Below are 21218 nucleotides of genomic sequence, written 5' to 3'. Positions count from 1 at the left end.
GTGGGGTTTAATTTTGAATTAAAGTTTATTTGCTGCTTTTACAAGCTTATCTCCTACACCTCCAGAACCACCAGTTCTTGAAATATAGTCTTGTATTACTGATGATGAAGCTTTCTTAAGTGCTGATACTTCTGAGCTAGATAATTCAACAATGTTCATACCATTAGCTTTAGCTTCTTTGTAAGCGCCAGCTTCGATATTTGCCATATCATCTCTTACTGCTTTTTCAGCTACCTTTGATGCCGCTGCAATCGCATCTCTTTGTTTTTGAGTTAAAGATTTTAACCACTTATCATTTGCAACTACTATGAACTCAATATCACCATGATTAGTAACTGTTAAAGTATCCATCACCTGATAAAGTTTTCTAGATTTAACACCAGATACACCAGTCATACCTGCATCAACCGTATTTCTTTGATACGCTAAATATTGCTCTGATCCAGATATTAAAGCAGGTTTTCCACCTAGAGAGCTTACGAAAGCACCAAGCGTTTTACCAAAAACTCTAATTTTTTTATCTTTAAAATCTGCAGGCGATTTCATTGGTCCTCCATTAGAAAGCATAATCGCAGATCCATATGCTTGATAATATAAAGGCACAGCCCCTGTATTAGCTATTGCTGGATCTAAAATTTTTCTTATGTCTGATCCTGCACTAGTTGCTTTTCTAATTTTAGCTTCAGAGTCGAACAAGAACGGTAAATAAAAAATATCTACTTCAGGATTAGTTCCAGCAAATCTTGTTATAGATGCAACACCTGCTTCAATTGCTCCTGATCCCACAGCTTGTGGAACTTCTTTATCTTTGTAAAGTTGTGCAGAGTCATAAATTTCTACCGTTATGTCTGATCTAGCTTCTAACTCTTTTTTAAACACTAATAAATTTTGACCTAAGTGTGCTTTTAAAGGTAACTGAAGCGTTATTCTCATTTTTGTTTCAGCAAAACTTACGCTTGCTATAGATACAAAAATTAAAGAAAACATTATTTTTTTTAATATTTTCATATTTATCTCCTCATCGATTGTTAATTCTGACTATTAAAGTCGACTTTAAAAATAAATACAATAATAATAATTATCTATGAATTGGATAATTGTTACTATATTTGGGGCTTTTTTTCAGAACCTTAGATCGTCTTTACAAAAAAAATTAAATAAAGATCTTTCTACAGTTGCATCAACCTATGTAAGATTTGTATTTGCTTTACCTTTTGCTTCATTATTATTTTTTATTTATTTTAAAAATTTTGAAATAATTAATGAGATCTTATCCCAGACAAATTTTCTTTATTATGTAATTTTAGCGTCTATATTTCAAATTATATTTACCTTCGTCTTACTATATCTTTTTAAATTTTCAAATTTTGTAGTTGGAACCTCTTTAAGTAAAACCGAAGTAATACAAGTTGCCATATTCGAGTATATTATTCTAAAAGATAAATTAAATATTTTAGGTATAACTGGAATTATAATTGCTACCCTGGGAGTGATTATAATTACAATTAAAGATCTAAAATTATTTTTTAATAATTTTTTTTCTAAGACAACTCTTATAGGGTTAATATCAGGTTTATTTTTAGGTCTGAGCGTAGTTTATTTTAGAGCGGCCGCATTATCTCTAGAGAACTTTTCATCTAATTTTGAAAAAGCATTAAGCACTTTGTTTTTAGGTTTAGTAATTCAAACTTTTATCATAACGGTATATCTTTTAATTTTTGAAAGATCAGAATTTAAAAAATTATATAATAACAAATTAGAGAGTTGTTTAGCAGGATTTGCAGGATTTATGGCTACGATGTCGTGGTTCTATGCTTTTACTTTAATGCAAGCCTCTTTTATAAGAGCTTTAGGTCAAATTGAAATTTTTTTTAGTTATTTATCCTCAAAATATTTATTTAAAGAAAAACCAACATTTAGTGAGATTTTGGGAATTATAATATTTGTTAGCGGAGTTATTTTAATGTTAATTACTAAAGTAGATTAATCATTTAATAATTAGTTAAAGATATGGAAAAAAAACCTTATCATCACCTTCCAAATGGAACTTTCAGAAACCCTGAGGGATCTCCAATCTCAAGATCAAGTTCTGGAAAGTTTTCTTATAGAGATTTTAATAAAGAAAAAAAGAAGCTTGATATGACAGTACCAAAAGAACATATAATAAATAAACAAGAAGTTTTAAATAATTTAGAAAAATTTAAAAATGATGATTATATTGCTTGGATTGGTCATGCTACCTATTTAATTAAATTAGGCAATACGACATTTATAACAGATCCTGTATTTTCAAAAAATGCAGGACCATTAATTTTTGGTCCTAAGAGATTTACTGAACCAGCTTTAAATCTTAATGAAATTCCAAAAACAGATGTATTTCTATTAACCCATAATCACTATGATCATCAAGATATGTCTACAATCAGAAGATTTCCTTTCAAGGATGCAAAAGTATTAGTTCCTTTAAAGCTAGGAAAGTATTTTAAAAAATACAAAGATGTCAATGAAATGGATTGGTATGAGGAAATTAAAATTAACGATCATTTAAAAGTAACCTTCTTACCTGCAGTACATTGGTCAAAAAGAACTCTAACTGATACCAACAAAACTTTATGGGGTAATTTTTTAATACAATATAAGAATATGAAAATTTTATTTGCATGTGACACGGGTTATGGAAATATTTATAGAGAAATTGGTGAAAAATATGGTCCAATTGATATTACAATGATTAATATTGGCGCTTACGATTTTAGACCAATGTTTGATAAATCTATTTATCACACAACTCCTGAAGAAGCTCTTAATGTTGCACAAGATTTAAAAAGCAAAAAAGTATTGGGAATGCATTGGGGAACTTTTGTTTTATCTCTTGAACCTATAATGGAGCCTCCTATTCGATTTAAAGAAAATGCTGAAAAATTTGGGTTTAAAAAAGAAGATGCAATTACATTTAAAATTGGTGAAATTAACTCTTTAAAATCAATTCTTAAAAATTGATTTTAAGTTCCTTAAACATGCTTAAAAAATTAATCATTTAATAATTTATTTTTAGCTTTATCAAATTCTTCTTGTGTCAGTACTCCACTTTGACGAAGGTCATTAAGTTTAGTTAATTCGTCACTTAAATTATTATCTTGTGATGTTAAATTTTCATTATCTTTGGATTGTTCAGCTTCTTTTTCAGCTCTATTAGCTTCTTTTGATTTAAAACCATTCATAATAGCCATACCACCCAAATATAAAACAAAGGCCATAATAGGAATAACTAATACAAAAAAAATTATTTTTTCCATAAATTAATCTTCGTCTTCCTCTCTCCACTTTTTTTCATACATCAGATAGGCGGCATATATTACTGACACTACTCCTACTATCATACCATAATCAAATCCAGTTTGCATATCATACAAATACCAACCTAGTTGGGTTGCACCAATTGGTGGTATAGTAAGAAGCAAAAATATTAAACCGATTCTGTATGGATATTTAGGTTTTTTCATAACCTAAGTTAACAGATTTAATCAGTAGATTTAATTATTAAATTTGCGCTCTTTTGAAACAGTCAATAGTATTTTTCAGCAAACAAGCAATTGTCATTGGACCTACACCTCCTGGAACTGGAGTTAAGGCTTTAGCATTTTTTGAAACTTCGTCAAATGCAACATCTCCTACTAAGCCATTTTCTGTTTTATTAATTCCAACATCGATTACTATTGCATCTTTTTTAACCCAGTCACCTTTGACAAGTTCTGGAATACCTACAGCTGCAACAATTATATCTGCCTCTAAACATTCAGCTTTTAAATCTTTTGTTCTTGAATGAGTAATAGTTACAGTACAATTCTCTTTAAGTAGAAGTTGAGTCATTGGTTTACCGTTCAAATTTGATCTTCCAACTACAACTGCTTTTTTACCACTTAAGTTTGGTTCAATTTTTTTAATCATTAAATAACATCCAAGTGGAGTACAAGGAACTGAACTTTCATAACCTGATGATAAATTTCCAACATTCATTGGATGAAAACCATCCACATCTTTTGAAGGAATTATAGTTTCAATAACTTTTTGTTTATCTATGTGTTTTGGTAATGGAAGCTGAACTAAGATTCCAGAAATACTCTCATCGTTGTTTAGTTCTTCAATTTTTTCTAAAATAGTTTTTTCTTCAACTGTATCAGGATATTTTATCACCTCTGATTTTAAACCAACTTCGTTAGCTGATTTTTCTTTGTTACGAACATAAATTTGACTAGGAGCCATATCTCCAATTAAAATTACTGTCAGTCCAGGAACTTTATTATATTTATTTTTTAACTCAGATACTTCTAGTTTTAATTCTTCTCTAAGTTCTGCTGCTATTTTTTTTCCATCTATTAAAATCATATCTCTTTTTTTAAAAAATCATTGGTGCAATGTACAGCTTCATACACATTTCAATAAACCAAATCAATAAAAGAAGGATAATTGGTGATATATCAAGTGAACCTAAATTAGGTAAGAAACGTCTGATTCTGTATAAAATTGGGTCAGTAAACCGATAAGTAAATTCTAAAATTGAGTAAACAAATCTATTTTGAGTATTCAAAACGTTAAAAGCTATTAACCAGCTTATTAAAACGTTTGCAATTACAACATAAGAATAAAGTTTCAAAATTTGTAAAACTAAATAAAAAATTGCGATCATTTTTTTTCGACGTAAATCGACTGACTTGGAAATGCAAAAGATGCATTGTTATTTTCTACAATTTGTTTAATTTCAATCGCAAGTCTTTCTTTTACAGCAAGCATTTCATTCCAACTATCAGTTTTTGTAAAGCTACGCACATACATATCAATAGAGCTATCAGAAAATTTATCAATTCTAACTGCTACACCAATTTTTGTATCAAAGTCCTCACTTTTATTGATATATTCTTCAATTTCATTTCTTACAGTTTTTAATTGATCAACTGTTGTGTCGTACTGAAGGGTAATTATCCAACTGATTAACCAATTAGAAGTTTCGCTTACATTAACAACAGCATTTTCAGCAAATTGAAAATTTGGAATAATTGCAAGTGATTTATCAAATTTTCTTATTGTGGTTGATCTAAAACCGATTTTCTCAACAATACCCTCTATAATTCCTTCTACAGCAATCCAATCACCTATTTTAAATCTTTTTTCAACTAGTACTAAAATTCCAGAGATTAAATTTTTAAATAAATCTTGTGCACCCAACGCAACAGCAACACCAAACAATCCAAGTCCGGCAATAATTGGACCAATTTTTATTCCCCACAATTCAAGTACAGCAGCAAGCCCCAAAATGAAAATTAGAATTTTTAGAGATTTAATAATCCACCCAATTAACTCTCTTGTTAAAAGTTTATCTAGTCCACTTAAAATGTAGGAAATTGGTTCAATGATTTGATGAATTACCCAAAAAATTAAAATTGTGATTAAAGTTCTATTTATGGTATCTATAAATTCACGACTTTCGATAGAAAATGTCATATAATAACTTGCAATAAAAAAACCAAGAACTATTGGTAAAAATCTTGCTGGACCTTCTAAAGCACGAACAAAAGTATCGTCTAATTTATTAGTAGTTCTCTTAGAAATTATCTCTAATTTTTTTATAATAAGCTTACTTATTAACCCTCTGAAAATTAAGAAAATAAAAAAAATTCCAATTCCAATTAGTATTTGAAAAAAGTCAAGACCCAGAATTCCTTTATTCCAAACTGATAAAAATATATCTGAAAAATTATTTATTATTCCCATAGCTAAATTTTATATAACAAAAACTCCTCTTCTCCAGGATTAAAAAGAAAAATCTTCTTCCATTTAATTTCATTCAATATTGATGAGGTTTTTTCCCCAATACACATTAAATTTGTATTCATCCACAGGCTTTCTAATTGTTGTAACTTAATATAATTTAAGAAGCTTGCGGCACTATTTTGAGAATAAACATAAACAATATCAGGCATTTTTAGCTTTAATTCCTTAACAAATTCCTCATTAAAATTTTTATTATGCGAAGTTCTATAATTAACAATTCTTTTTACATTATACCCTACTTTCAACAATTGTTGATCAAGATCTGTAGAAACTGTTTCACCACTTATATAAATCAAGCTTCCATCTTTTTTGTCAAAATTTTGTAAAATTAATTCTTTTAAATTTTCAACGTTACCTTCGGCAGCAATCACATTCTGAAATCCATTATTTCTAGCTGTTTTTTCGGTAGCTTCTCCTACACAAAAACATAAAATTTTTTTATCAATACCTTTTAGATCTAAAAATTTAATAGCATTAGCACTTGTAAATATAATACCGCCAAAACTTGGGAAGTTTACTGAATCATAATTTACTTTTTCAACCACTAACAAAGGTAGATGTGATACTTGATGACCTAACGATTTAAATTTTAATATCATTTCTGAACAATCTTCTAACGGTCTTGTTAATAAAATATGCATATTATCTTTTATAAGAATTATTTGATTTTGTTTTCAATATTTCACCAAGTTCTTTACCAAGTTCCCTTGCGTCATTTATTTTTGATGATTTTTTTTCAAAGAATCTTTGTTTTCCATCTAAAGAAAAAAGTTCGGCCTGAAGAATAATTTTATCTTCTTCAATAATAGCATGTGTTCCAATAGCTGTTTCACAATCACCCTCTAAAACTTTTAAAACATTTCTCTCAGCATGAGCCATTGAAGAAGTCTCTTTATCATTAATCTCATCTAAAACCGAGATAATTTCGATATCGTTATTACGACACTGGAGAGCGATAATACCTTGTCCTGCACTTGGAATTATTTCCTCTATCGAAAATATTTCTGTAATTTTATCCTCAATTTCTAAAGACTTAATTCCTGCATAAGACAATATTATTGCATCATACAAACCATCATTAAGTTTTTTAATTCTCGTATCCACATTGCCTCTAATGAGTTTGCAATTAATATCTGATCTAATTTTTTTTATTTGAAATTCTCTTCTATAAGATGAAGTTCCTATTATTGAATTAATTTTTAATTCATTAAGTTTTTTTCCACTTTGCGCAATTAAAATTTCTCTTGGATCGTTTCTTTTTAGAAACGTATTGGTTCTTAAACCAACTGTCTCAATTGCCGGCATATCTTTAAGTGCATGAACAGCAATATCAATTTTTTTATCTTGCAGTTCTTTTTCTATATTTGTTGAAAATAGACCTTTTCCACCCACTTCAGATAATCTCATATCCTGAACTTGATCACCTTTTGTGGTTATTTCTTTAATAATAATATCTTCGTCTTTTATATTTGTGTTTTGTATAATTTTATCTTTAGCTTTTTGGGCATAAATTAAAGCCAACTTACTTCCTCTTGAACCAATGGTTATTTTTTTATTCATAAATAAATTTATTTCTTACTTGTATTGAGATTGTACAATTAATAAAAACTATTTGAATGAGTAAAAAACCCTTAATTTTAGGAATAGAGTCGAGTTGTGATGAAACGGCTGCATCTTTAATTACTGAAAATGAACAAGGAATTCCAATAGTTTTATCAAATATTATTTCTAGCCAAGTTGAGGTTCATAAAGAATTTGGTGGCGTGGTCCCAGAACTTGCGGCTCGATCACATATGGAAAAAATAGATTGGATTGTTGAAAAAGCAATTAATGATAGTGGAAGAAAGATTGAAGAAATTGATGCTGTAGCTTCAACAGCTGGTCCAGGGCTAATAGTTTGTTTATCAGTTGGTTTAAGTTTTGGAAAAGCTTTTGCTAGCGCATTAAATAAACCCTTCATTGCTGTCAATCATCTAGAAGGTCATGCATTAAGTCCAAAACTTAATTCAAAATTAAACTATCCATATTTGGTTTTATTAATTTCTGGTGGTCATTCACAATTTTTAAATGTTCAAGATCTTGGAAAGTACAAAAGATTAGGGACAACTATTGATGATGCTCTTGGTGAAGCATTTGATAAAACTGCAAAACTTTTAGGAGTTGAATTTCCAGGTGGACCACAAATAGAAATCATGGCTGAAAAAGGTGACTCAAATAAATATGACTTACCAAAACCAATTTTTAATAAAGGAGGTTGCAACTTATCTTTTGCAGGACTTAAAACTGCAATTTTAAAAATAACAAAAAATATTAAAACCGACCAAGAAAAATTTGACCTTGCAGCTTCTTTTCAAAAAACAGTTGAAGAAATATTATATAAAAAAACTAAAATTGCCTTTAATGAGTTTGAAAAACAAAATAAGTTAAAAGATAAAATATTTGTTGTAGCGGGCGGTGTTGCAGCTAATAAGAAAATTAGAACTATGTTAATTAATTTATGTAATGAGAACAATTATAAAGGTATATTTCCACCAATTGAATTATGTGGTGATAATGCTGCAATGATTGCTATGGTTGGATTAGAAAAGTTTAAGTTAAAACAGTTTAGTGCTTTGGATCACCCAGCAAAACCAAGATGGCCACTTGACGAAAAGGCAGCATTTCTAAAAGGTGCGGGAGTTCAGTTGTAATGCAATATTGGCTAATGAAATCTGAGCCCGATGTTTGGTCAATTAACCAACAAATAAAGGCTGGTTTAAAAGGTGCACCTTGGGATGGAGTAAGAAATTATCAAGCAGCTAAAAATTTAAAAAGTATGAAGAAAGGTGATCTTTGTTTTTTTTATCATTCAAATATTGGTAAAGAAATTGTAGGGATTGTAGAGGTAATTAAAGAAGCGTATTTAGATAAAACAGATAAATCTGGTCGTTTTGTTGCTGTAACGGTACGATTTAAAAAAAAATTATCTAATCCTGTGACTCTCGAAGATATTAAAAAAAACAAGGAATTAAGCCATTTATCACTAATAAAGCAAAGCAGACTATCTGTAATGCCTATAGACTCTAAAAGCTGGAAAATTTTAAATAACATGAGTAAAATTTGATTATAAAATTATCTCATGCCAACAAAAAAAAAGAAAAAAACTAAAGCTAAAAAGAAAGTTACAAAAAAAGTAACAAAAAAAACTAAAGTAAAAAAAAAAATAACTAAAAAAAAATCAAGCCCAGAATTAGTTATCAAGACAAAAAGTGAATGGGTAAAAAATAGCTTAGCAAACAAAAAACAATATCAAGATAAATACTCTAAATCGATTAAAAATAATGATGATTTTTGGAGAAAAGAAGGAAAAAGAATTACTTGGATTAAACCATACAAAAAAATTAAAGATGTAAAATATAGTAAAAAAGAAGTTAAAATTAATTGGTTTCAAGATGGAACTTTAAATGCTTCAGCAAACTGTATTGATAGACATCTAAAAGATAAAAAAGATAAAACGGCAATTATTTGGGTAGGAGATAATCCAAAAGATAGTCAAAAAATTTCATACAAAGAATTACATCAAAAAGTATCGAGAGCCGCAAATGGACTTAAAAAATTAGGTATTAAAAAAGGTGATCGAGTTACAATCTATTTAACAATGATTCCTGAGTTAGCAATATTGATGCTTGCTTGTGTTCGAATCGGAGCAGTGCATTCTATTATTTTTGGAGGATTTTCTGCAGAGTCGATTTCTGGTAGAGTTAATGATTGTAAATCAGAATACATCATCACAGCTGACGAAGGTGTTAGAGGTGGAAAGACTATTCCTCTAAAAGATACAACTGATGAAGCGTTAATGAGTTGCCCCAAAGTTAAAAAATGTATTGTTGTAAAACGAACTGGAAATTACATAAATTGGGATAATAAAAGAGACGTTTGGTATCATGAATTAATTAAAGATGTATCAAATAATTGTGAACCAGAAGAAATGAACGCTGAAGATCCTTTATTCATTTTATATACTTCTGGCTCTACAGGAAAACCTAAAGGTGTTTTACATACTACGGGTGGGTATATGGTTTACGCTTCAATGACACATCAATATATTTTTAATTATAAACCTAAAGATATCTATTGGTGTACAGCTGATATTGGTTGGGTAACTGGACATAGTTATATTATTTATGGTCCACTTGCTAACGGTGCAACCACAATAATGTTTGAAGGTATTCCAAATTATCCTGACACCTCAAGATGGTGGCAAATAATAGATAAATTTAAAGTTAATACTTTTTACACAGCTCCCACTGCCATCAGAGCTTTAATGAGAGAAGGAGACAAACCAGTTAAGAAAACATCTCGAAAATCTCTAAAATTATTAGGAACAGTTGGAGAACCAATTAATCCTGAGGCTTGGATGTGGTACTACAAAACAGTTGGAAATTCAAAATGCCCAATTGTTGATACTTGGTGGCAAACAGAAACAGGTGGAATAATGATTTCTCCACAAACCGGCGCAATTCCTTTAAAGCCGGGTTCGGCTACAAAACCATTTTATGGAATTAAACCAGTGTTAGTTGATAAAAATGGTAAAGAAATTAAAGGTGCAGGTGAAGGAAGACTTTGCATTGCTCAATCATGGCCAGGCCAAATGAGAACCGTGTACGGAGACCATCAAAGATTTATTGATACATATTTTTCTCAATTTGATGGAAAATACTTTACAGGTGATGGATGCAGAAGAGATAAAGATGGCTACTATTGGATTACTGGAAGAGTTGATGATGTAATCATAGTTTCAGGACACAATTTGGGTACTGCTGAAATTGAGAGTGCTTTTGTTGCTCATCCAAAAGTAGCTGAAGCTGCTGTGGTTGGATATCCACACGATATAAAAGGAAACGGTTTATATTGCTACGTAACTTTAAATGCTGGAGAAAGAGAGACAGGTGATCTTGAAAGAGATCTTAAGCTTTGGGTCAGAAAACAAATTGGACCTTTAGCTACTCCTGATTTGATTCATTTTACGCCAGGACTTCCTAAAACTAGGTCGGGCAAAATAATGAGAAGAATTTTAAGAAAAATAGCTGCAAACGAACATGAACAGTTGGGCGACACAACAACTTTAGCAGACCCAAGTGTTGTTGAAAGTTTGGTTGATAATAGAAAAAATATTTAGAACTGTATTAAATTTTTAAATTCATCTTTAATAATATCCCATTTTAATATCATCGAATTAAGAACAATCTTTCTATCTAAACTTTTAAGCTCTTCAGCAATAGGTGCCCATTTATACAATGATAAAGCACTTGGGTTAAATGGCAAATCTTTATAATAATTTTCAAAATTAATTTTTTGTAATCTTTCGTCAAAAGATTTTTTTGCTTCATAAATTATATCAAGAGGCATATTGTTAGATGTTTCGTCATCTAAAATTTTGTAAAAAATTTCTTTTGCTTGATTAGTATCGTTATAATTAAAATTAACTCTTAAATATGAAAATGTAAAAAAAGTAAGATCTTGTAATGCAACATAATAGATATTCCATTTAGCAAGATTAACGGAAGACATAAATACATCATTATCAAAATGCAGAACATATCTAGTTCCCATTCTAGTTTTTAAATAATTATATAGTGTTACTTGTGTAACCCAGGCGGATTTAGTTTGTATGAAATGCTCAAGATCATCTAAATTTTTAATTTTTTTTTTTGGAATAAACGCTTTAAATAAAGCAAACAAATAAACTTTAAAATCTTTAAAAGACAAGTCTTTTAATGATAATTTATATTTTTGCATAAAGATTTTATAAAAATTCCATTATACTCCAAAAAATGCCTAAATAATTCACTATTATGAACAATTTTTACACTTCCCAAAAGCTTCATAATGGTTATGGTTTTGATTAGTTATAACTAAAAAGAGAGGTTTAAATGTCAAACGCACAAAAACACTGGGAAAAATCCAGGTCATTGTTATTTATAACACTGATTATCTGGGCTGTTTTCTCAATGGGCATCTTCCTTTTCGGAGCTGAAATGAATGAGGTCACTGGACCTTTCGGTTACCCATGGACATACTGGTTTACATGTCAGGGTTCTCTTGGAATATTTGTAATTCTAATTTTCTGGTTTGCAAATAGACAAGAAAAGATCGATGAAGAGTTCGGCTTTACTGAGAGAGGAGATGATTAATGATTAAAGGTAAATTTATAGACAATTTGCCTAAGGTTTATGGAATCTATACCGGTGGATTTATAGGTTTTATAATCTTAATGGCAATTGGTGAGCAGATGGGTATGACTGCTAAAGCAATAGGTATCGCTTTTGTAGCTTTCACAATATTCATCTATGCATTAATCGGTTATCTATCAAGAACGGCACAAGCAGATGCTTATTACGTAGCTGGAAGGCAAGTTCCAACAGTATTTAATGGTATGGCAACAGCAGCAGACTGGATGTCTGGTGCATCATTCGTTGCAATGGCAGGTGGAATTTACTTTAAGGGTTATGGTTATATGGCTCTACTTGTTGGTTGGACTGGTGGTTATATATTAGTTGCAACTTTATTAGCACCATACTTAAGAAAATTTGGCTGTTACACAGTTCCAGATTTTATTGGTACAAGATACGGTGGTAATTTAGCAAGATTACTTGCTGTAGTAGTTTTAACAGTTGCTTCATTCACTTACGTGACTGCACAAATTAACGCTACAGGTACTATTGCATCTGTTGCCCTAGATATCGACTTTAAATACGCTGTATATGTTGGACTAATAAGTATTTTACTTTGTTCAATGTTGGGTGGTATGAGAGCGGTAACTTGGACACAGGTTGCACAATATATCGTACTAATCATAGCTTACTTACTTCCAGTATTCTGGATCAGTAACAAAATGGGTGCAGGTTTCTTCCCTCACTTTATGTTAGCTGATGAAGTGGCTAGAATTGGCGAGTTAGAACAACAGTTTGGGTTTGTTAAAAACTCTGCTGCTGATCTTGCAACAGTACCTAAAGGGTTAGCTGGAATAACTAAAGCGCACTCTGCAGTAAACGCTACACCTTGGGCATTTATTTCATTAGCATTAGCGATGATGATGGGAACAGCTTCATTGCCTCACGTTATGATGAGATACTTTACTACCCCAAGTGTAAAAGCAGCTAGAAAATCAGTAGGTTGGTCATTATTCTTTATCTTCCTTCTGTATTCTTCTGCGCCGATGTTAGCAACTCTATCTAAACTATCACTGATTGATCCAACATTATCTACTGGTATTATTGGTAAATCATTTGCTGAAGTTCAATCAATAGACTGGTTCCAAAATTGGAATCAAGCAAACTTGATGTTCATCAGTGACTTTAACGGCAATGGAACTCTTGAATTAAATGAGTTCTTTATGGGCGGTAAAGCAGTTGTGTTAGCGACTCCAGAAATAGCTGGATTACCATATGTAATCTCGGGTCTGGTTGCTGCTGGAGGTATGGCTGCTGCCATGTCAACTGCTGATGGTTTGATCTTAGCAATTGCTAATGCGATCTCTCATGACGTTTATTACAAAATGATAGATCCAAAAGCAGAGACTGCAAAAAGACTACTTGTAGCAAGAGCATTACTTGTTGTAATTGGTTTTGCTGGAGCAACTATTGCAGCAATGGAGATCCAAGGTATCTTAGGTTCAGTTATTTGGGCTTTTGACTTTGCGATGTCTGGATTGTTCTTCCCACTTGTACTAGGTGTATGGTGGAAAAGAGCTAACAGACAGGGTGCTATTGCTGGTATGGCTTTAGGTCTTGCATCTTCTATTTGGTACCTAGTTTGGGTGCGAAGTGGTGGAAGTGGATTCTTAGGTCTTACTCAGTTAACATTCGGTATCTTCGGAGCTGGTGTGAGTTTAGTATCTATGGTGGTTGTAAGTTTAATTACATCTGCACCAGATGCTGCAACTCAGAAAATGGTTGATGAAGTTCGTATACCAAGTGGTAAATCAATACTTGGTAAACAACACTAATAAATCTTAATTCTAGGGGCGATTAATTTCGCCCCTTTTAATTTGACATTTATTCCAATATAAATTTCTTAATGTCAGCAAATTTTCATCCTATTATTTATTTTATAGATTATTTTCTTGGAATAATTATGTGGACCCTAATAGGAAGAGTTGCAATGAATATTTTTCAAAAAGAAGACTCTGAGTTTTTTTTTATGAAAATATTCGTCAGATACACAAACCCTTTAATAAAATTATTTAATCCAATTACTCCATCTTTTATTATCAGACCATTGGTACCTCTATACGTTGCCTGGTTCTTCTATATGATAAGATTTTACTTTATGCCCTGGGTTTTAGGATATTCTGTGATGGGTATGTTGTCATTTCCTCTTGAAAGTGAAATTTCTAGACAAATTTATCAATTATTTAATTCAATTAGATTTTAAAAATTGATAATAATAAATTTATTAATCAATGAAAAAAATACAAATTTCACCTTCAATACTATCTGCTGATTTTAGTCAATTAGGTGTTGAAATTAAAAGACTTGAAGAAGGTGGTGCTGATATGATCCATGTTGATGTTATGGATGGTCACTTTGTTCCAAATCTTACAATTGGACCACCGGTTATTAAAGCTCTAAGAAAACAATGTGATCTCAAGTTTGATGTCCATTTAATGATTTCTCCAGTCCATAAATATATTGAGTCTTATGCTGATGCTGGAGCTGATATTATAACCATTCATCCAGAAGCAACTGATAATCTAGAAGCTTCAATTTTAAAAATTAGAGAGTTAAATAAAAAAGTTGGTGTTTCCTTGAACCCTGAGTCTAAAATTGATTTAATTAAAGGCTTTCTTGATAAAATTGATTTAATTTTAATAATGAGTGTCAATCCTGGATTTGGTGGTCAAAAATTTATGCCTGAAGTTTTAGAAAAAATTAAAGAACTTAAAAAAATTCAAAATAACAATAATCTTGATTTTGATATTGAGATTGATGGTGGAATTAATTTTGACAATTGTAAAGATGCAATTGAAGCGGGTGCAAATATTCTTGTTTCAGGAACAACAATATTTAAAAGTAATAATGGAGATATAAAAAAGAATATTAATTTATTAAAATTAAAATAAGTTAATGATTGTCAAAAAATTCTTAGATAGCTTTGTTCAAATCTATTTTAACCTTAAAAATTATATAAATAGAATTTATCAAAATTCTAATTTATATGACAAAAAAATTTCTAAAACTTACAATAATACTTTCAATTATAAGCCAAGTCCGCATCTATTATCATCAATAGTTAAATATCAAAAAAAAAAATATAAAATTGAAGACTTTTCACTAGAATCTATTTGGACCAACAATATTAATTTAAAAGATTATGAGAAATTAAATAATTTTTTTTGGTTTTTTAGCTTAGATTTAAAATCTTCAAAAAAAGCTGTACAATCCTTAATTGTTAATTGGATAAATAATAACAATAAATATAATAATAAAAGTTGGGACTTTGATCTTACTTCAAAAAGAGTGATATCCTGGTTATCAAATCATGAGTTAACATATGACGATGATGATAAAGAATTTAAAATAAAATTTGACTCTAGTATTCAAAAACAAACAAACCACCTTTTAAATGAAATAAAAAATTCAAAGGTGTTTGAAAATAAAATGATTGGATGCTCAGCAATTATTTTAACAGGTTTAGCTTACCAAAATAATAAAATTTACCTTGATAATGGTTTATCGTTTTTAAGAAAAATTATAAAAACTTCAATTGATAATAATGGATTTCCAAAATCAAGAAACATTAAGCAGCTGATTTATTATTTAAAGTATTTTATTTTAATTAGAGAATGGTTTAAGGAATCACAAAATACAATTCCAGAATTCATAGATGAAACAATTTATTATCTTGGTATAAACTATGCCTCTATATGGCAAAATATCAAACATGATATTTTATTTAATGGAAATTATATATCTAACAACGATGAATTTGATCAATATTTAAAAAGATTTAATTATACATTTAAAAATGAGAATAAAGAGACTGCTGGTTATGCAATTCTTAAAAATAAAAAAATTATATTAGCAATGGATATAGGACCAAGTCCAATTGGACCTCAATCAAATGATTATCAATCTGGTGCTTTATCATTCGAGATAATATCAAGTGGTAAAAAATTAATTAGTAATTCAGGCTACTTTTCCAATAAACAAAATAAACTTAATAAACTCTCAAAAAGCACCGCATTACAGAACACTTTAATAATCGAAGATTATTCTTCCTGTAGTTTTAAAAAATTAAAATCACTAGGCTATTTAGTTGATCAAGGTTTAAAAATTATGAATAAAAATATTGTGTTTGAAGATAATTATTGGAAAATTTCAGCTTCACATGATGGTTATCTTAAAAAATTTGGTTCTATTCATAATAGAGAAATAGAATTTTATCCCGAACAAACAAAATTTATCGGTACCGATAAAATAGTAAGAAAAAATAAAGATAAAGATGTAAAATTTGATATTAGATTTCATTTAAATCCTGACTCAAAAGTGATGAAAACACAAGATAATAAGTCAATACTAGTTGAATTAGAAAATGAAGGTTGGAAATTTAGCTGCGATAAATTTAATATAAATATTGATAATGGATTATATTTCGGTAATAAAAATTCATATAAAGAAAACCATAATATTTTTATATCAGGAATAACTCATGAAACAGAGCAGGTTATCAAGTGGGAGATTACACGGTTGTAATGAAAAAAATTAAAACAGCTTTAATATCAGTTTCGGATAAAAAAAATTTAAAACCACTTCTCAATATTTTAAAAAAAAATAAGATAAAAATAATTAGTTCTGGTGGTACCTATAAAGAAATAAGAAGATTAAAATATAAATGCTTAGAAGTTTCTGAATTTACAGGTTCACCAGAAATTTTAGATGGGAGAGTTAAAACACTTCATCCTAAAATTCATGCTGGAATTTTAAATAAAAGAAATAACAAAAATCACTTAAAAGATTTAAGTAATAATAATTTTGAAAATATAGATTTAGTTATTGTAAATTTTTATCCATTTGAAAACACTTTAAAAAGTACCAAAAATCATAATAAAATAATTAAAAATATAGATGTTGGTGGACCAACAATGGTCAGATCTGCTGCTAAAAATTATATGGATGTAGCAGTTGTTACATCTTCAAATCAATACGAAGAATTAATTGAAGAATTAAAAAAAAATAATGGATCTACAACACTAGAGTTTAGAAAAAAATTATCAAGAATTGCGTTTACAGAAACTGCTTATTATGACTCAATTATTTCAAATTATTTGAATAAAATATCCAATATAACTTTTCCTGAAAAAAAAACTTTTCACGCAAACTTAATTGAAATACCAAGGTATGGTGAAAATCCTCACCAAAAAAGTGCTGTCTATTCGAAAGACTCCATCCTAAATATTAAACAAATCCATGGAAAACAATTAAGCTACAATAATTATAATGATATTTTTGCGGCATTAACAATTTCTAAATCATTACCAAAAAACAAAGGTACTGTAATTGTTAAACATGCAAATCCATGTGGGGTATCTATCAAAAAAAATCATCTTGAAAGCTATATTTCAGCTTTAAAATGTGATCCTGTAAGTGCTTTCGGTGGAATAGTATCTTGTAATTATAAAGTCAATAAGACTATCGCAAAAGAATTAAGTAAGCTTTTTCTTGAAGTGGTAATTGCAAATGATTTTGATGCTGATGCAATTAAAATTCTTAAAAGAAAAAAAAATATAAGGCTAATAGATGCATCAAACTATACATTAAAAGATGAGCTAAAATTTACATCTAAAAATGATGAAATATTAGTTCAATCTGAAGACGCAAATAGATTTAATATTAAAGATTTTAAAGTTGTATCCAAAAGAAAGCCGAGTCAAAATCAATGGATAAATCTTATTTTTGCTTTTAATATTTGCAGATATGTCAAATCAAATGCAATTGTTTTAGTAACTAATGAAACAACAGCTGGGATTGGTTCTGGTCAACCAAGTAGATTGGATAGCTGTCAAATTGCAATTGATAAAATGAATAAGTTTGTAAAAATAAAGGACGAAATGGTTGCTGCATCTGATGCTTTTTTCCCTTTTGTAGATGGTATAGAAAAATTAGTACAATCAGGTGTAACTGCAGTCATTCAACCCTCTGGATCTATAAGGGATAAAGAAATTATTAAATTTGCAAATGAAACCAATACCATATTAGTTTTTTCAAAAACTAGACACTTTAGGCATTAGTTAACTGATCAATTTTTGCAGCTAAAATAAAATCGTTTTCAGATAAACCTTCTATTGCGTGAGTAGTTATTTTAATTTCTGCATATCCCCATCCAAATGATATATCGGGATGATGCCCCTCATTCTCTGAGATTTCTCCTACTTTATTAATAAATTCTTGACTTTCTATAAAGTTATTAAAATTAAACCTTTTATTTAAAAAAAAATTTTGCTTATTATCTTTTGAAACATCCCACCCATCTACTTTCTTTTGATATTTGTGAATTTCCGATATATCGAAAGGAATAACGCCTCCTTCACACGGAACACACTTCTTATCTTTCAAATTACTCATATTTTAGCTCTTTAAGTTCATTAAAAAATTTATTCTTAATTTTATTTGAAATTTCCTCAGGTAAATTTTGTTGCCATTTATTTTTAAAACCTAAATTAAAAAAATTTGTTTTATTATCCTTTTTAAATATAGGACTTTCTTTAAATCCATGCAATTTCTCTTTTTGTTTGAGATTAGAAAAATTCGTTGAATTAATTGAATTCTCAAATTTTTTTTTATTTATTGGCTCATTTTTACCAGTTAGCTCCTCTATAAATGTAAGTATTTTCCAAAATTGATTATGTACGTCTTCTTCAAGATCTTCATATCTAATAAATAAAGTTTTAAATTCAAAATTATTTTTCCATGATTTATAGTGATTAGACCAACTTCCCAAAAATGAAAAATTACTTAAATTGCCATCAGGGTTTTTTATAGATAAAGAAGCATTTTCATCTATCATTTTACCGTACATCTCATTAAAATTCATCGTATAATGGTTGCACATTGAAGAAAGAACATTTCTTGGGTCTCTTACAATGTAAATTGCTCCTAGGGTTTCTGAAGATTTAGTAAATCTATAACCAAAGTATTCCTGTAAGGAATTATGAGTTTTTAAAAAAAAAATTTTTTCTTTATTAAAAAATTTCTTTTGATCGATTATCCAATTTTTTGCCGCTTCAACATAAGTATAAGATTTATTATCAGAGTATCTCAATGCTGGAAATTGATTAATGTTTAATAAAAGATCAAAATCAAATTTACCATCTTTAGAATAATAATAAGATGATAAAAATGATCTCAAGTAGGTATTTCCACTTTTGGGGTATGAGGATATCCATATTATCATAATCTATAATTTAGTGGAGCGGGCAAAGGGGGTCGAACCCTCGACCTTCTCGTTGGCAACGAGACGCTCTACCACTGAGCTATGCCCGCATATTTAAAGCTATTGTTAGACGTTTTTTTTTATTCAATCAATACAAATTAACATAGATATGATATATTTTTTAAAATTATGAAAAAAAATGAACTACCAAAAAAAATACCTATTTTCCCGTTAAGTAATTTTATTATATTTCCCAGAACAAGCGTTCCGTTAAATATTTTTGAGCCAAGGTATATTGATATGATCAACGATAGCATGAAATCAAACAAATTAATTGGTATGATTCAGCCTATGAGCTCAGTTAGTTCTGATAACATAAAACCAGATGTATATAAAATCGGTTGCTTAGGAAAAATAACTAGTTTCAAGGAAACTGAGGATGGTCGATATTTAATCGAGCTAAAAGGATTGATTAGGTTTGAAACTATTAATGAATTAAAAACAGATAAAAAATATCGAGAATTTGAGATAACTTTTGAAAAATTTGAAAATGATTTAGATGTAAAAAAAGAAGAACTTAAATTTACAGATTTAGAATTAATTTTTAAGGATTTAAAATTACTATTTGAAAAAAGGGGTTTTATAATTAATTGGAAAGAACTTGAAAAACAAAGTTTAGATGAGACCATAAACGCTTTAGCTATGGCTTCTCCTTTTTCTTTGGAGGAAAAGCAAGTTTTATTAGAGGCTAAAAATCTTGATATTAGAAAAAATAAAATAGCTGAAATTTTAAGTACTTATACATACGACTTATTTAATAATACTACCTTACAATAATTTAAAAAAATATTCCTTCATCTGCAATTTTTATGAACGCTTTATTTGCAGAAGAATTTTTTCCCAAAATTTGAATTGATTTACTTAAAACTGAATTTTTAGTTTTCCTTTCATAATTAAAAAATTCATGAATTAGATCAACCCCATTAGAAAAAATAAAATTTTTATATTTTACTTTTTTTTCAAATTCTTTATTTACAGAACTATCCAATTCTAATCCTAGATCTAATTTATTTTTAATTATGTTTAAAAGCATCTTTATATCTCTCATTGTCATATTAAAACCTTGTCCTGCAAGAGGGTGAATTTTATGAATTAAATCACCAAATGCTAAGATATTTTTGTAATAATAAGATCTCAAGTTGAGAGACTTTAATTCAAAATTTTCGATTTTATCAATTTTGTTTATTTTATATTTAAAATTATATTGTTTAATTAATTCATTTATATCATTTAATTTTTTAACTGAGTTATGGATAGAATATACAATCGAAGTTTCTTTATTTGATATTGGTAAAAATGCTATAGGTCCTCTTTTAGTAAATATTTGTATAGCTGTATTATTTAAAATTTTCTCATGACTAATAATAGTCGTATAAGCAGTACTGTCATATTCTTTTATAATTTTTTTACCAAAATATTTATTTGTAAAATTATTAAAATAATTACAATTAATAATTATATTATAATCTTTTAAAATAAATGAATTAACATTCTTAAAGTATCTTTTTTTAAAATATTTACTTTTTAGTAAATCTTTTTCTATTATTAGATTTAATTCATGATTTTTAATAATGGAAAAAATTTGATCATTATTTTTTTCAAAATTTAATAATTTTTCGTTTTTCAAATTATCTGAATATATTTCAATCTTTTTTAACTTCCAAAGAAGCTTATTGATATTAATGATATTTTTATTGAAAAAATTAATGTTACTTTTTGAAATTCCTAGAGTTCTTGAAAGACTTATTTTTTGATTTTTTTTTTGACATATAAGTTCAACATAAATATTTTGATTAACTAAAGCTTTAGCTAAAGTTAAGCTTGAAAGACCATGTCCAAGTATACAAACTCTCATATTATTTTTAATTTTAACAATAAAAATTAGATGATACAAAGTGATTAAATCGATTCATTTA

Annotated in this window: 24 protein-coding genes and 1 tRNA gene; 12 read left to right on the top strand and 13 right to left on the bottom strand. The window is 28.7% G+C overall.

Annotation, left to right across the window (positions count from 1 at the left end; genetic code table 11):
• Window positions 1–18 precede the first annotated feature (18 nt).
• The gene (locus PB7211_RS01405) at window positions 19–1008 is read right to left on the bottom strand and encodes a TRAP transporter substrate-binding protein (RefSeq protein WP_008545839.1); all 990 of its coding nucleotides are present in this window, start codon (window positions 1006–1008) and stop codon (window positions 19–21) included.
• 76 nt (window positions 1009–1084) lie between these two features.
• Between PB7211_RS01405 and PB7211_RS01400 the strand changes: the two genes are divergently transcribed.
• Both PB7211_RS01400 and PB7211_RS01395 read left to right on the top strand, forming a co-directional pair.
• Complete coding sequence (locus PB7211_RS01400; RefSeq protein WP_008546028.1) at window positions 1085–1987, top strand: DMT family transporter; 903 nt, start codon at window positions 1085–1087, stop codon at window positions 1985–1987.
• A 23-nt stretch (window positions 1988–2010) separates the two neighbouring features.
• Complete coding sequence (locus PB7211_RS01395) at window positions 2011–3000, top strand: MBL fold metallo-hydrolase (RefSeq protein WP_008545963.1); 990 nt, start codon at window positions 2011–2013, stop codon at window positions 2998–3000.
• Window positions 3001–3029: 29 nt separating this feature from the next.
• On the opposite strand, the gene PB7211_RS01390 is transcribed toward PB7211_RS01395, so the two are convergent.
• Genes PB7211_RS01390 through hemC form a run of 7 tightly spaced genes read right to left on the bottom strand, consistent with a single transcriptional unit; the run spans window position 3030 to window position 7389 of the window.
• Window positions 3030–3296, bottom strand: coding sequence for an SHOCT domain-containing protein (locus PB7211_RS01390; protein WP_008544921.1), 267 nt, complete (start codon window positions 3294–3296; stop codon window positions 3030–3032).
• 3 nt (window positions 3297–3299) lie between these two features.
• Window positions 3300–3503 (bottom strand): hypothetical protein, encoded by a 204-nt coding sequence (locus tag PB7211_RS01385; RefSeq protein WP_008545427.1) that lies wholly within the window; start codon window positions 3501–3503, stop codon window positions 3300–3302.
• 37 nt (window positions 3504–3540) lie between these two features.
• Complete coding sequence (gene folD, locus PB7211_RS01380) at window positions 3541–4386, bottom strand: bifunctional methylenetetrahydrofolate dehydrogenase/methenyltetrahydrofolate cyclohydrolase FolD (RefSeq protein WP_008544688.1); 846 nt, start codon at window positions 4384–4386, stop codon at window positions 3541–3543.
• A 10-nt stretch (window positions 4387–4396) separates the two neighbouring features.
• Window positions 4397–4687: a YggT family protein gene (locus tag PB7211_RS01375; RefSeq protein WP_034398764.1), complete on the bottom strand. Its 291-nt coding sequence runs from the start codon at window positions 4685–4687 to the stop codon at window positions 4397–4399.
• Entirely contained in the window at window positions 4684–5769 is a 1086-nt protein-coding gene (locus PB7211_RS01370; protein WP_008545241.1) for a mechanosensitive ion channel family protein, read from the bottom strand. Before PB7211_RS01370 ends, PB7211_RS01375 begins: the two co-directional genes overlap by 4 nt.
• A gap of 2 nt (window positions 5770–5771) precedes the next feature.
• Window positions 5772–6470 carry a uroporphyrinogen-III synthase gene (locus PB7211_RS01365; protein WP_034398760.1) on the bottom strand — a complete coding sequence of 233 codons (699 nt, stop codon included), beginning with the start codon at window positions 6468–6470 and terminating at the stop codon, window positions 5772–5774.
• Between the two features lies 1 nt (window position 6471).
• Complete coding sequence (gene hemC / locus PB7211_RS01360; protein ID WP_008544084.1) at window positions 6472–7389, bottom strand: hydroxymethylbilane synthase; 918 nt, start codon at window positions 7387–7389, stop codon at window positions 6472–6474.
• 56 nt (window positions 7390–7445) lie between these two features.
• Here hemC and tsaD point away from each other — a divergent pair, with 56 nt between their 5' ends.
• From tsaD to acs, 3 genes are read left to right on the top strand one after another with little or no spacing between them, the layout of a single operon-like run.
• Entirely contained in the window at window positions 7446–8519 is a 1074-nt protein-coding gene (gene tsaD, locus PB7211_RS01355) for a tRNA (adenosine(37)-N6)-threonylcarbamoyltransferase complex transferase subunit TsaD (RefSeq protein WP_008545867.1), read from the top strand.
• Complete coding sequence (locus PB7211_RS01350; protein ID WP_034398757.1) at window positions 8519–8932, top strand: EVE domain-containing protein; 414 nt, start codon at window positions 8519–8521, stop codon at window positions 8930–8932. The genes tsaD and PB7211_RS01350 overlap by 1 nt, the downstream gene beginning before the upstream one ends.
• 15 nt (window positions 8933–8947) lie before the next feature.
• A complete protein-coding gene (acs, locus tag PB7211_RS01345; protein ID WP_008544528.1) occupies window positions 8948–10987 on the top strand; it encodes an acetate--CoA ligase in 2040 nt (679 codons plus the stop codon).
• Here the strand turns inward: acs and PB7211_RS01340 are convergent.
• Window positions 10984–11607: a hypothetical protein gene (locus tag PB7211_RS01340; protein WP_008544456.1), complete on the bottom strand. Its 624-nt coding sequence runs from the start codon at window positions 11605–11607 to the stop codon at window positions 10984–10986. The two genes, acs and PB7211_RS01340, sit on opposite strands and share 4 nt — an antisense overlap.
• A 134-nt stretch (window positions 11608–11741) precedes the next feature.
• Here PB7211_RS01340 and PB7211_RS01335 point away from each other — a divergent pair, with 134 nt between their 5' ends.
• The 6 genes from PB7211_RS01335 to purH all read left to right on the top strand — a co-directional run bounded on the left by PB7211_RS01335 (window position 11742) and on the right by purH (window position 18100).
• Window positions 11742–12002 (top strand): DUF4212 domain-containing protein, encoded by a 261-nt coding sequence (locus PB7211_RS01335; RefSeq protein WP_034398750.1) that lies wholly within the window; start codon window positions 11742–11744, stop codon window positions 12000–12002.
• A complete protein-coding gene (locus PB7211_RS01330) occupies window positions 12002–13816 on the top strand; it encodes a sodium:solute symporter family protein (RefSeq protein WP_008544795.1) in 1815 nt (604 codons plus the stop codon). Before PB7211_RS01335 ends, PB7211_RS01330 begins: the two co-directional genes overlap by 1 nt.
• Window positions 13817–13887: 71 nt before the next feature.
• Entirely contained in the window at window positions 13888–14244 is a 357-nt protein-coding gene (locus PB7211_RS01325) for a hypothetical protein (protein ID WP_034398747.1), read from the top strand.
• Window positions 14245–14272: 28 nt separating this feature from the next.
• Entirely contained in the window at window positions 14273–14932 is a 660-nt protein-coding gene (gene rpe, locus PB7211_RS01320; protein WP_008544790.1) for a ribulose-phosphate 3-epimerase, read from the top strand.
• A gap of 4 nt (window positions 14933–14936) precedes the next feature.
• Entirely contained in the window at window positions 14937–16565 is a 1629-nt protein-coding gene (locus tag PB7211_RS01315) for a heparinase II/III family protein (RefSeq protein ID WP_008543998.1), read from the top strand.
• Window positions 16565–18100, top strand: a complete 1536-nt coding sequence (purH, locus tag PB7211_RS01310) for a bifunctional phosphoribosylaminoimidazolecarboxamide formyltransferase/IMP cyclohydrolase (RefSeq protein ID WP_008544183.1) — start codon at window positions 16565–16567, stop codon at window positions 18098–18100. The genes PB7211_RS01315 and purH overlap by 1 nt, the downstream gene beginning before the upstream one ends.
• Here the strand turns inward: purH and PB7211_RS01305 are convergent.
• The 3 genes from PB7211_RS01305 to PB7211_RS01295 form a co-directional block, all read right to left on the bottom strand.
• Window positions 18090–18434 (bottom strand): 4a-hydroxytetrahydrobiopterin dehydratase, encoded by a 345-nt coding sequence (locus PB7211_RS01305; protein WP_008545727.1) that lies wholly within the window; start codon window positions 18432–18434, stop codon window positions 18090–18092. The genes purH and PB7211_RS01305 overlap by 11 nt on opposite strands.
• Entirely contained in the window at window positions 18427–19263 is an 837-nt protein-coding gene (locus tag PB7211_RS01300) for a sulfotransferase domain-containing protein (RefSeq protein WP_034398743.1), read from the bottom strand. Before PB7211_RS01300 ends, PB7211_RS01305 begins: the two co-directional genes overlap by 8 nt.
• A 14-nt stretch (window positions 19264–19277) precedes the next feature.
• Window positions 19278–19352, bottom strand: a tRNA-Gly gene (locus PB7211_RS01295).
• A 79-nt stretch (window positions 19353–19431) separates the two neighbouring features.
• Between PB7211_RS01295 and PB7211_RS01290 the strand changes: the two genes are divergently transcribed.
• Complete coding sequence (locus PB7211_RS01290) at window positions 19432–20079, top strand: LON peptidase substrate-binding domain-containing protein (protein ID WP_034398740.1); 648 nt, start codon at window positions 19432–19434, stop codon at window positions 20077–20079.
• Between the two features lies 1 nt (window position 20080).
• Here PB7211_RS01290 and PB7211_RS01285 read toward each other — a convergent pair whose 3' ends face one another.
• Complete coding sequence (locus PB7211_RS01285) at window positions 20081–21157, bottom strand: ubiquinone biosynthesis monooxgenase (protein ID WP_008544153.1); 1077 nt, start codon at window positions 21155–21157, stop codon at window positions 20081–20083.
• Between the last annotated feature and the right edge of the window lie 61 nt (window positions 21158–21218).

The sequence above is a fragment of the Candidatus Pelagibacter sp. HTCC7211 genome, assembly GCF_000155895.1.
In the GTDB taxonomy this organism is placed as follows: domain Bacteria; phylum Pseudomonadota; class Alphaproteobacteria; order Pelagibacterales; family Pelagibacteraceae; genus Pelagibacter.
The sequence above is the reverse complement of the archived record's forward strand: the minus strand, read 5'-3'. Positions and strand labels throughout refer to the sequence as shown.

Bases quoted from the DNA above. Each gene is read 5' to 3' on its own strand.
- PB7211_RS01395 (WP_008545963.1), top strand. From the start codon at position 2,011: ATGGAAAAAAAACCTTATCATCACCTTCCAAATGGAACTTTCAGAAAC.
- PB7211_RS01365 (WP_034398760.1), bottom strand. From the start codon at position 6,470: ATGCATATTTTATTAACAAGACCGTTAGAAGATTGTTCAGAAATGATA.
- PB7211_RS01325 (WP_034398747.1), top strand. From the start codon at position 13,888: ATGTCAGCAAATTTTCATCCTATTATTTATTTTATAGATTATTTTCTT.
- PB7211_RS01330 (WP_008544795.1), top strand. From the start codon at position 12,002: ATGATTAAAGGTAAATTTATAGACAATTTGCCTAAGGTTTATGGAATC.
- PB7211_RS01370 (WP_008545241.1), bottom strand. From the start codon at position 5,769: ATGGGAATAATAAATAATTTTTCAGATATATTTTTATCAGTTTGGAAT.
- PB7211_RS01390 (WP_008544921.1), bottom strand. From the start codon at position 3,296: ATGGAAAAAATAATTTTTTTTGTATTAGTTATTCCTATTATGGCCTTT.
- hemC (WP_008544084.1), bottom strand. From the start codon at position 7,389: ATGAATAAAAAAATAACCATTGGTTCAAGAGGAAGTAAGTTGGCTTTA.
- PB7211_RS01405 (WP_008545839.1), bottom strand. From the start codon at position 1,008: ATGAAAATATTAAAAAAAATAATGTTTTCTTTAATTTTTGTATCTATA.
- PB7211_RS01350 (WP_034398757.1), top strand. From the start codon at position 8,519: ATGCAATATTGGCTAATGAAATCTGAGCCCGATGTTTGGTCAATTAAC.
- PB7211_RS01305 (WP_008545727.1), bottom strand. From the start codon at position 18,434: ATGAGTAATTTGAAAGATAAGAAGTGTGTTCCGTGTGAAGGAGGCGTT.
- rpe (WP_008544790.1), top strand. From the start codon at position 14,273: ATGAAAAAAATACAAATTTCACCTTCAATACTATCTGCTGATTTTAGT.
- PB7211_RS01335 (WP_034398750.1), top strand. From the start codon at position 11,742: ATGTCAAACGCACAAAAACACTGGGAAAAATCCAGGTCATTGTTATTT.
- purH (WP_008544183.1), top strand. From the start codon at position 16,565: ATGAAAAAAATTAAAACAGCTTTAATATCAGTTTCGGATAAAAAAAAT.
- PB7211_RS01300 (WP_034398743.1), bottom strand. From the start codon at position 19,263: ATGATAATATGGATATCCTCATACCCCAAAAGTGGAAATACCTACTTG.
- PB7211_RS01285 (WP_008544153.1), bottom strand. From the start codon at position 21,157: ATGAGAGTTTGTATACTTGGACATGGTCTTTCAAGCTTAACTTTAGCT.
- PB7211_RS01385 (WP_008545427.1), bottom strand. From the start codon at position 3,503: ATGAAAAAACCTAAATATCCATACAGAATCGGTTTAATATTTTTGCTT.
- tsaD (WP_008545867.1), top strand. From the start codon at position 7,446: ATGAGTAAAAAACCCTTAATTTTAGGAATAGAGTCGAGTTGTGATGAA.
- PB7211_RS01290 (WP_034398740.1), top strand. From the start codon at position 19,432: ATGAAAAAAAATGAACTACCAAAAAAAATACCTATTTTCCCGTTAAGT.
- PB7211_RS01400 (WP_008546028.1), top strand. From the start codon at position 1,085: ATGAATTGGATAATTGTTACTATATTTGGGGCTTTTTTTCAGAACCTT.
- PB7211_RS01375 (WP_034398764.1), bottom strand. From the start codon at position 4,687: ATGATCGCAATTTTTTATTTAGTTTTACAAATTTTGAAACTTTATTCT.
- PB7211_RS01340 (WP_008544456.1), bottom strand. From the start codon at position 11,607: ATGCAAAAATATAAATTATCATTAAAAGACTTGTCTTTTAAAGATTTT.
- PB7211_RS01315 (WP_008543998.1), top strand. From the start codon at position 14,937: ATGATTGTCAAAAAATTCTTAGATAGCTTTGTTCAAATCTATTTTAAC.
- acs (WP_008544528.1), top strand. From the start codon at position 8,948: ATGCCAACAAAAAAAAAGAAAAAAACTAAAGCTAAAAAGAAAGTTACA.
- folD (WP_008544688.1), bottom strand. From the start codon at position 4,386: ATGATTTTAATAGATGGAAAAAAAATAGCAGCAGAACTTAGAGAAGAA.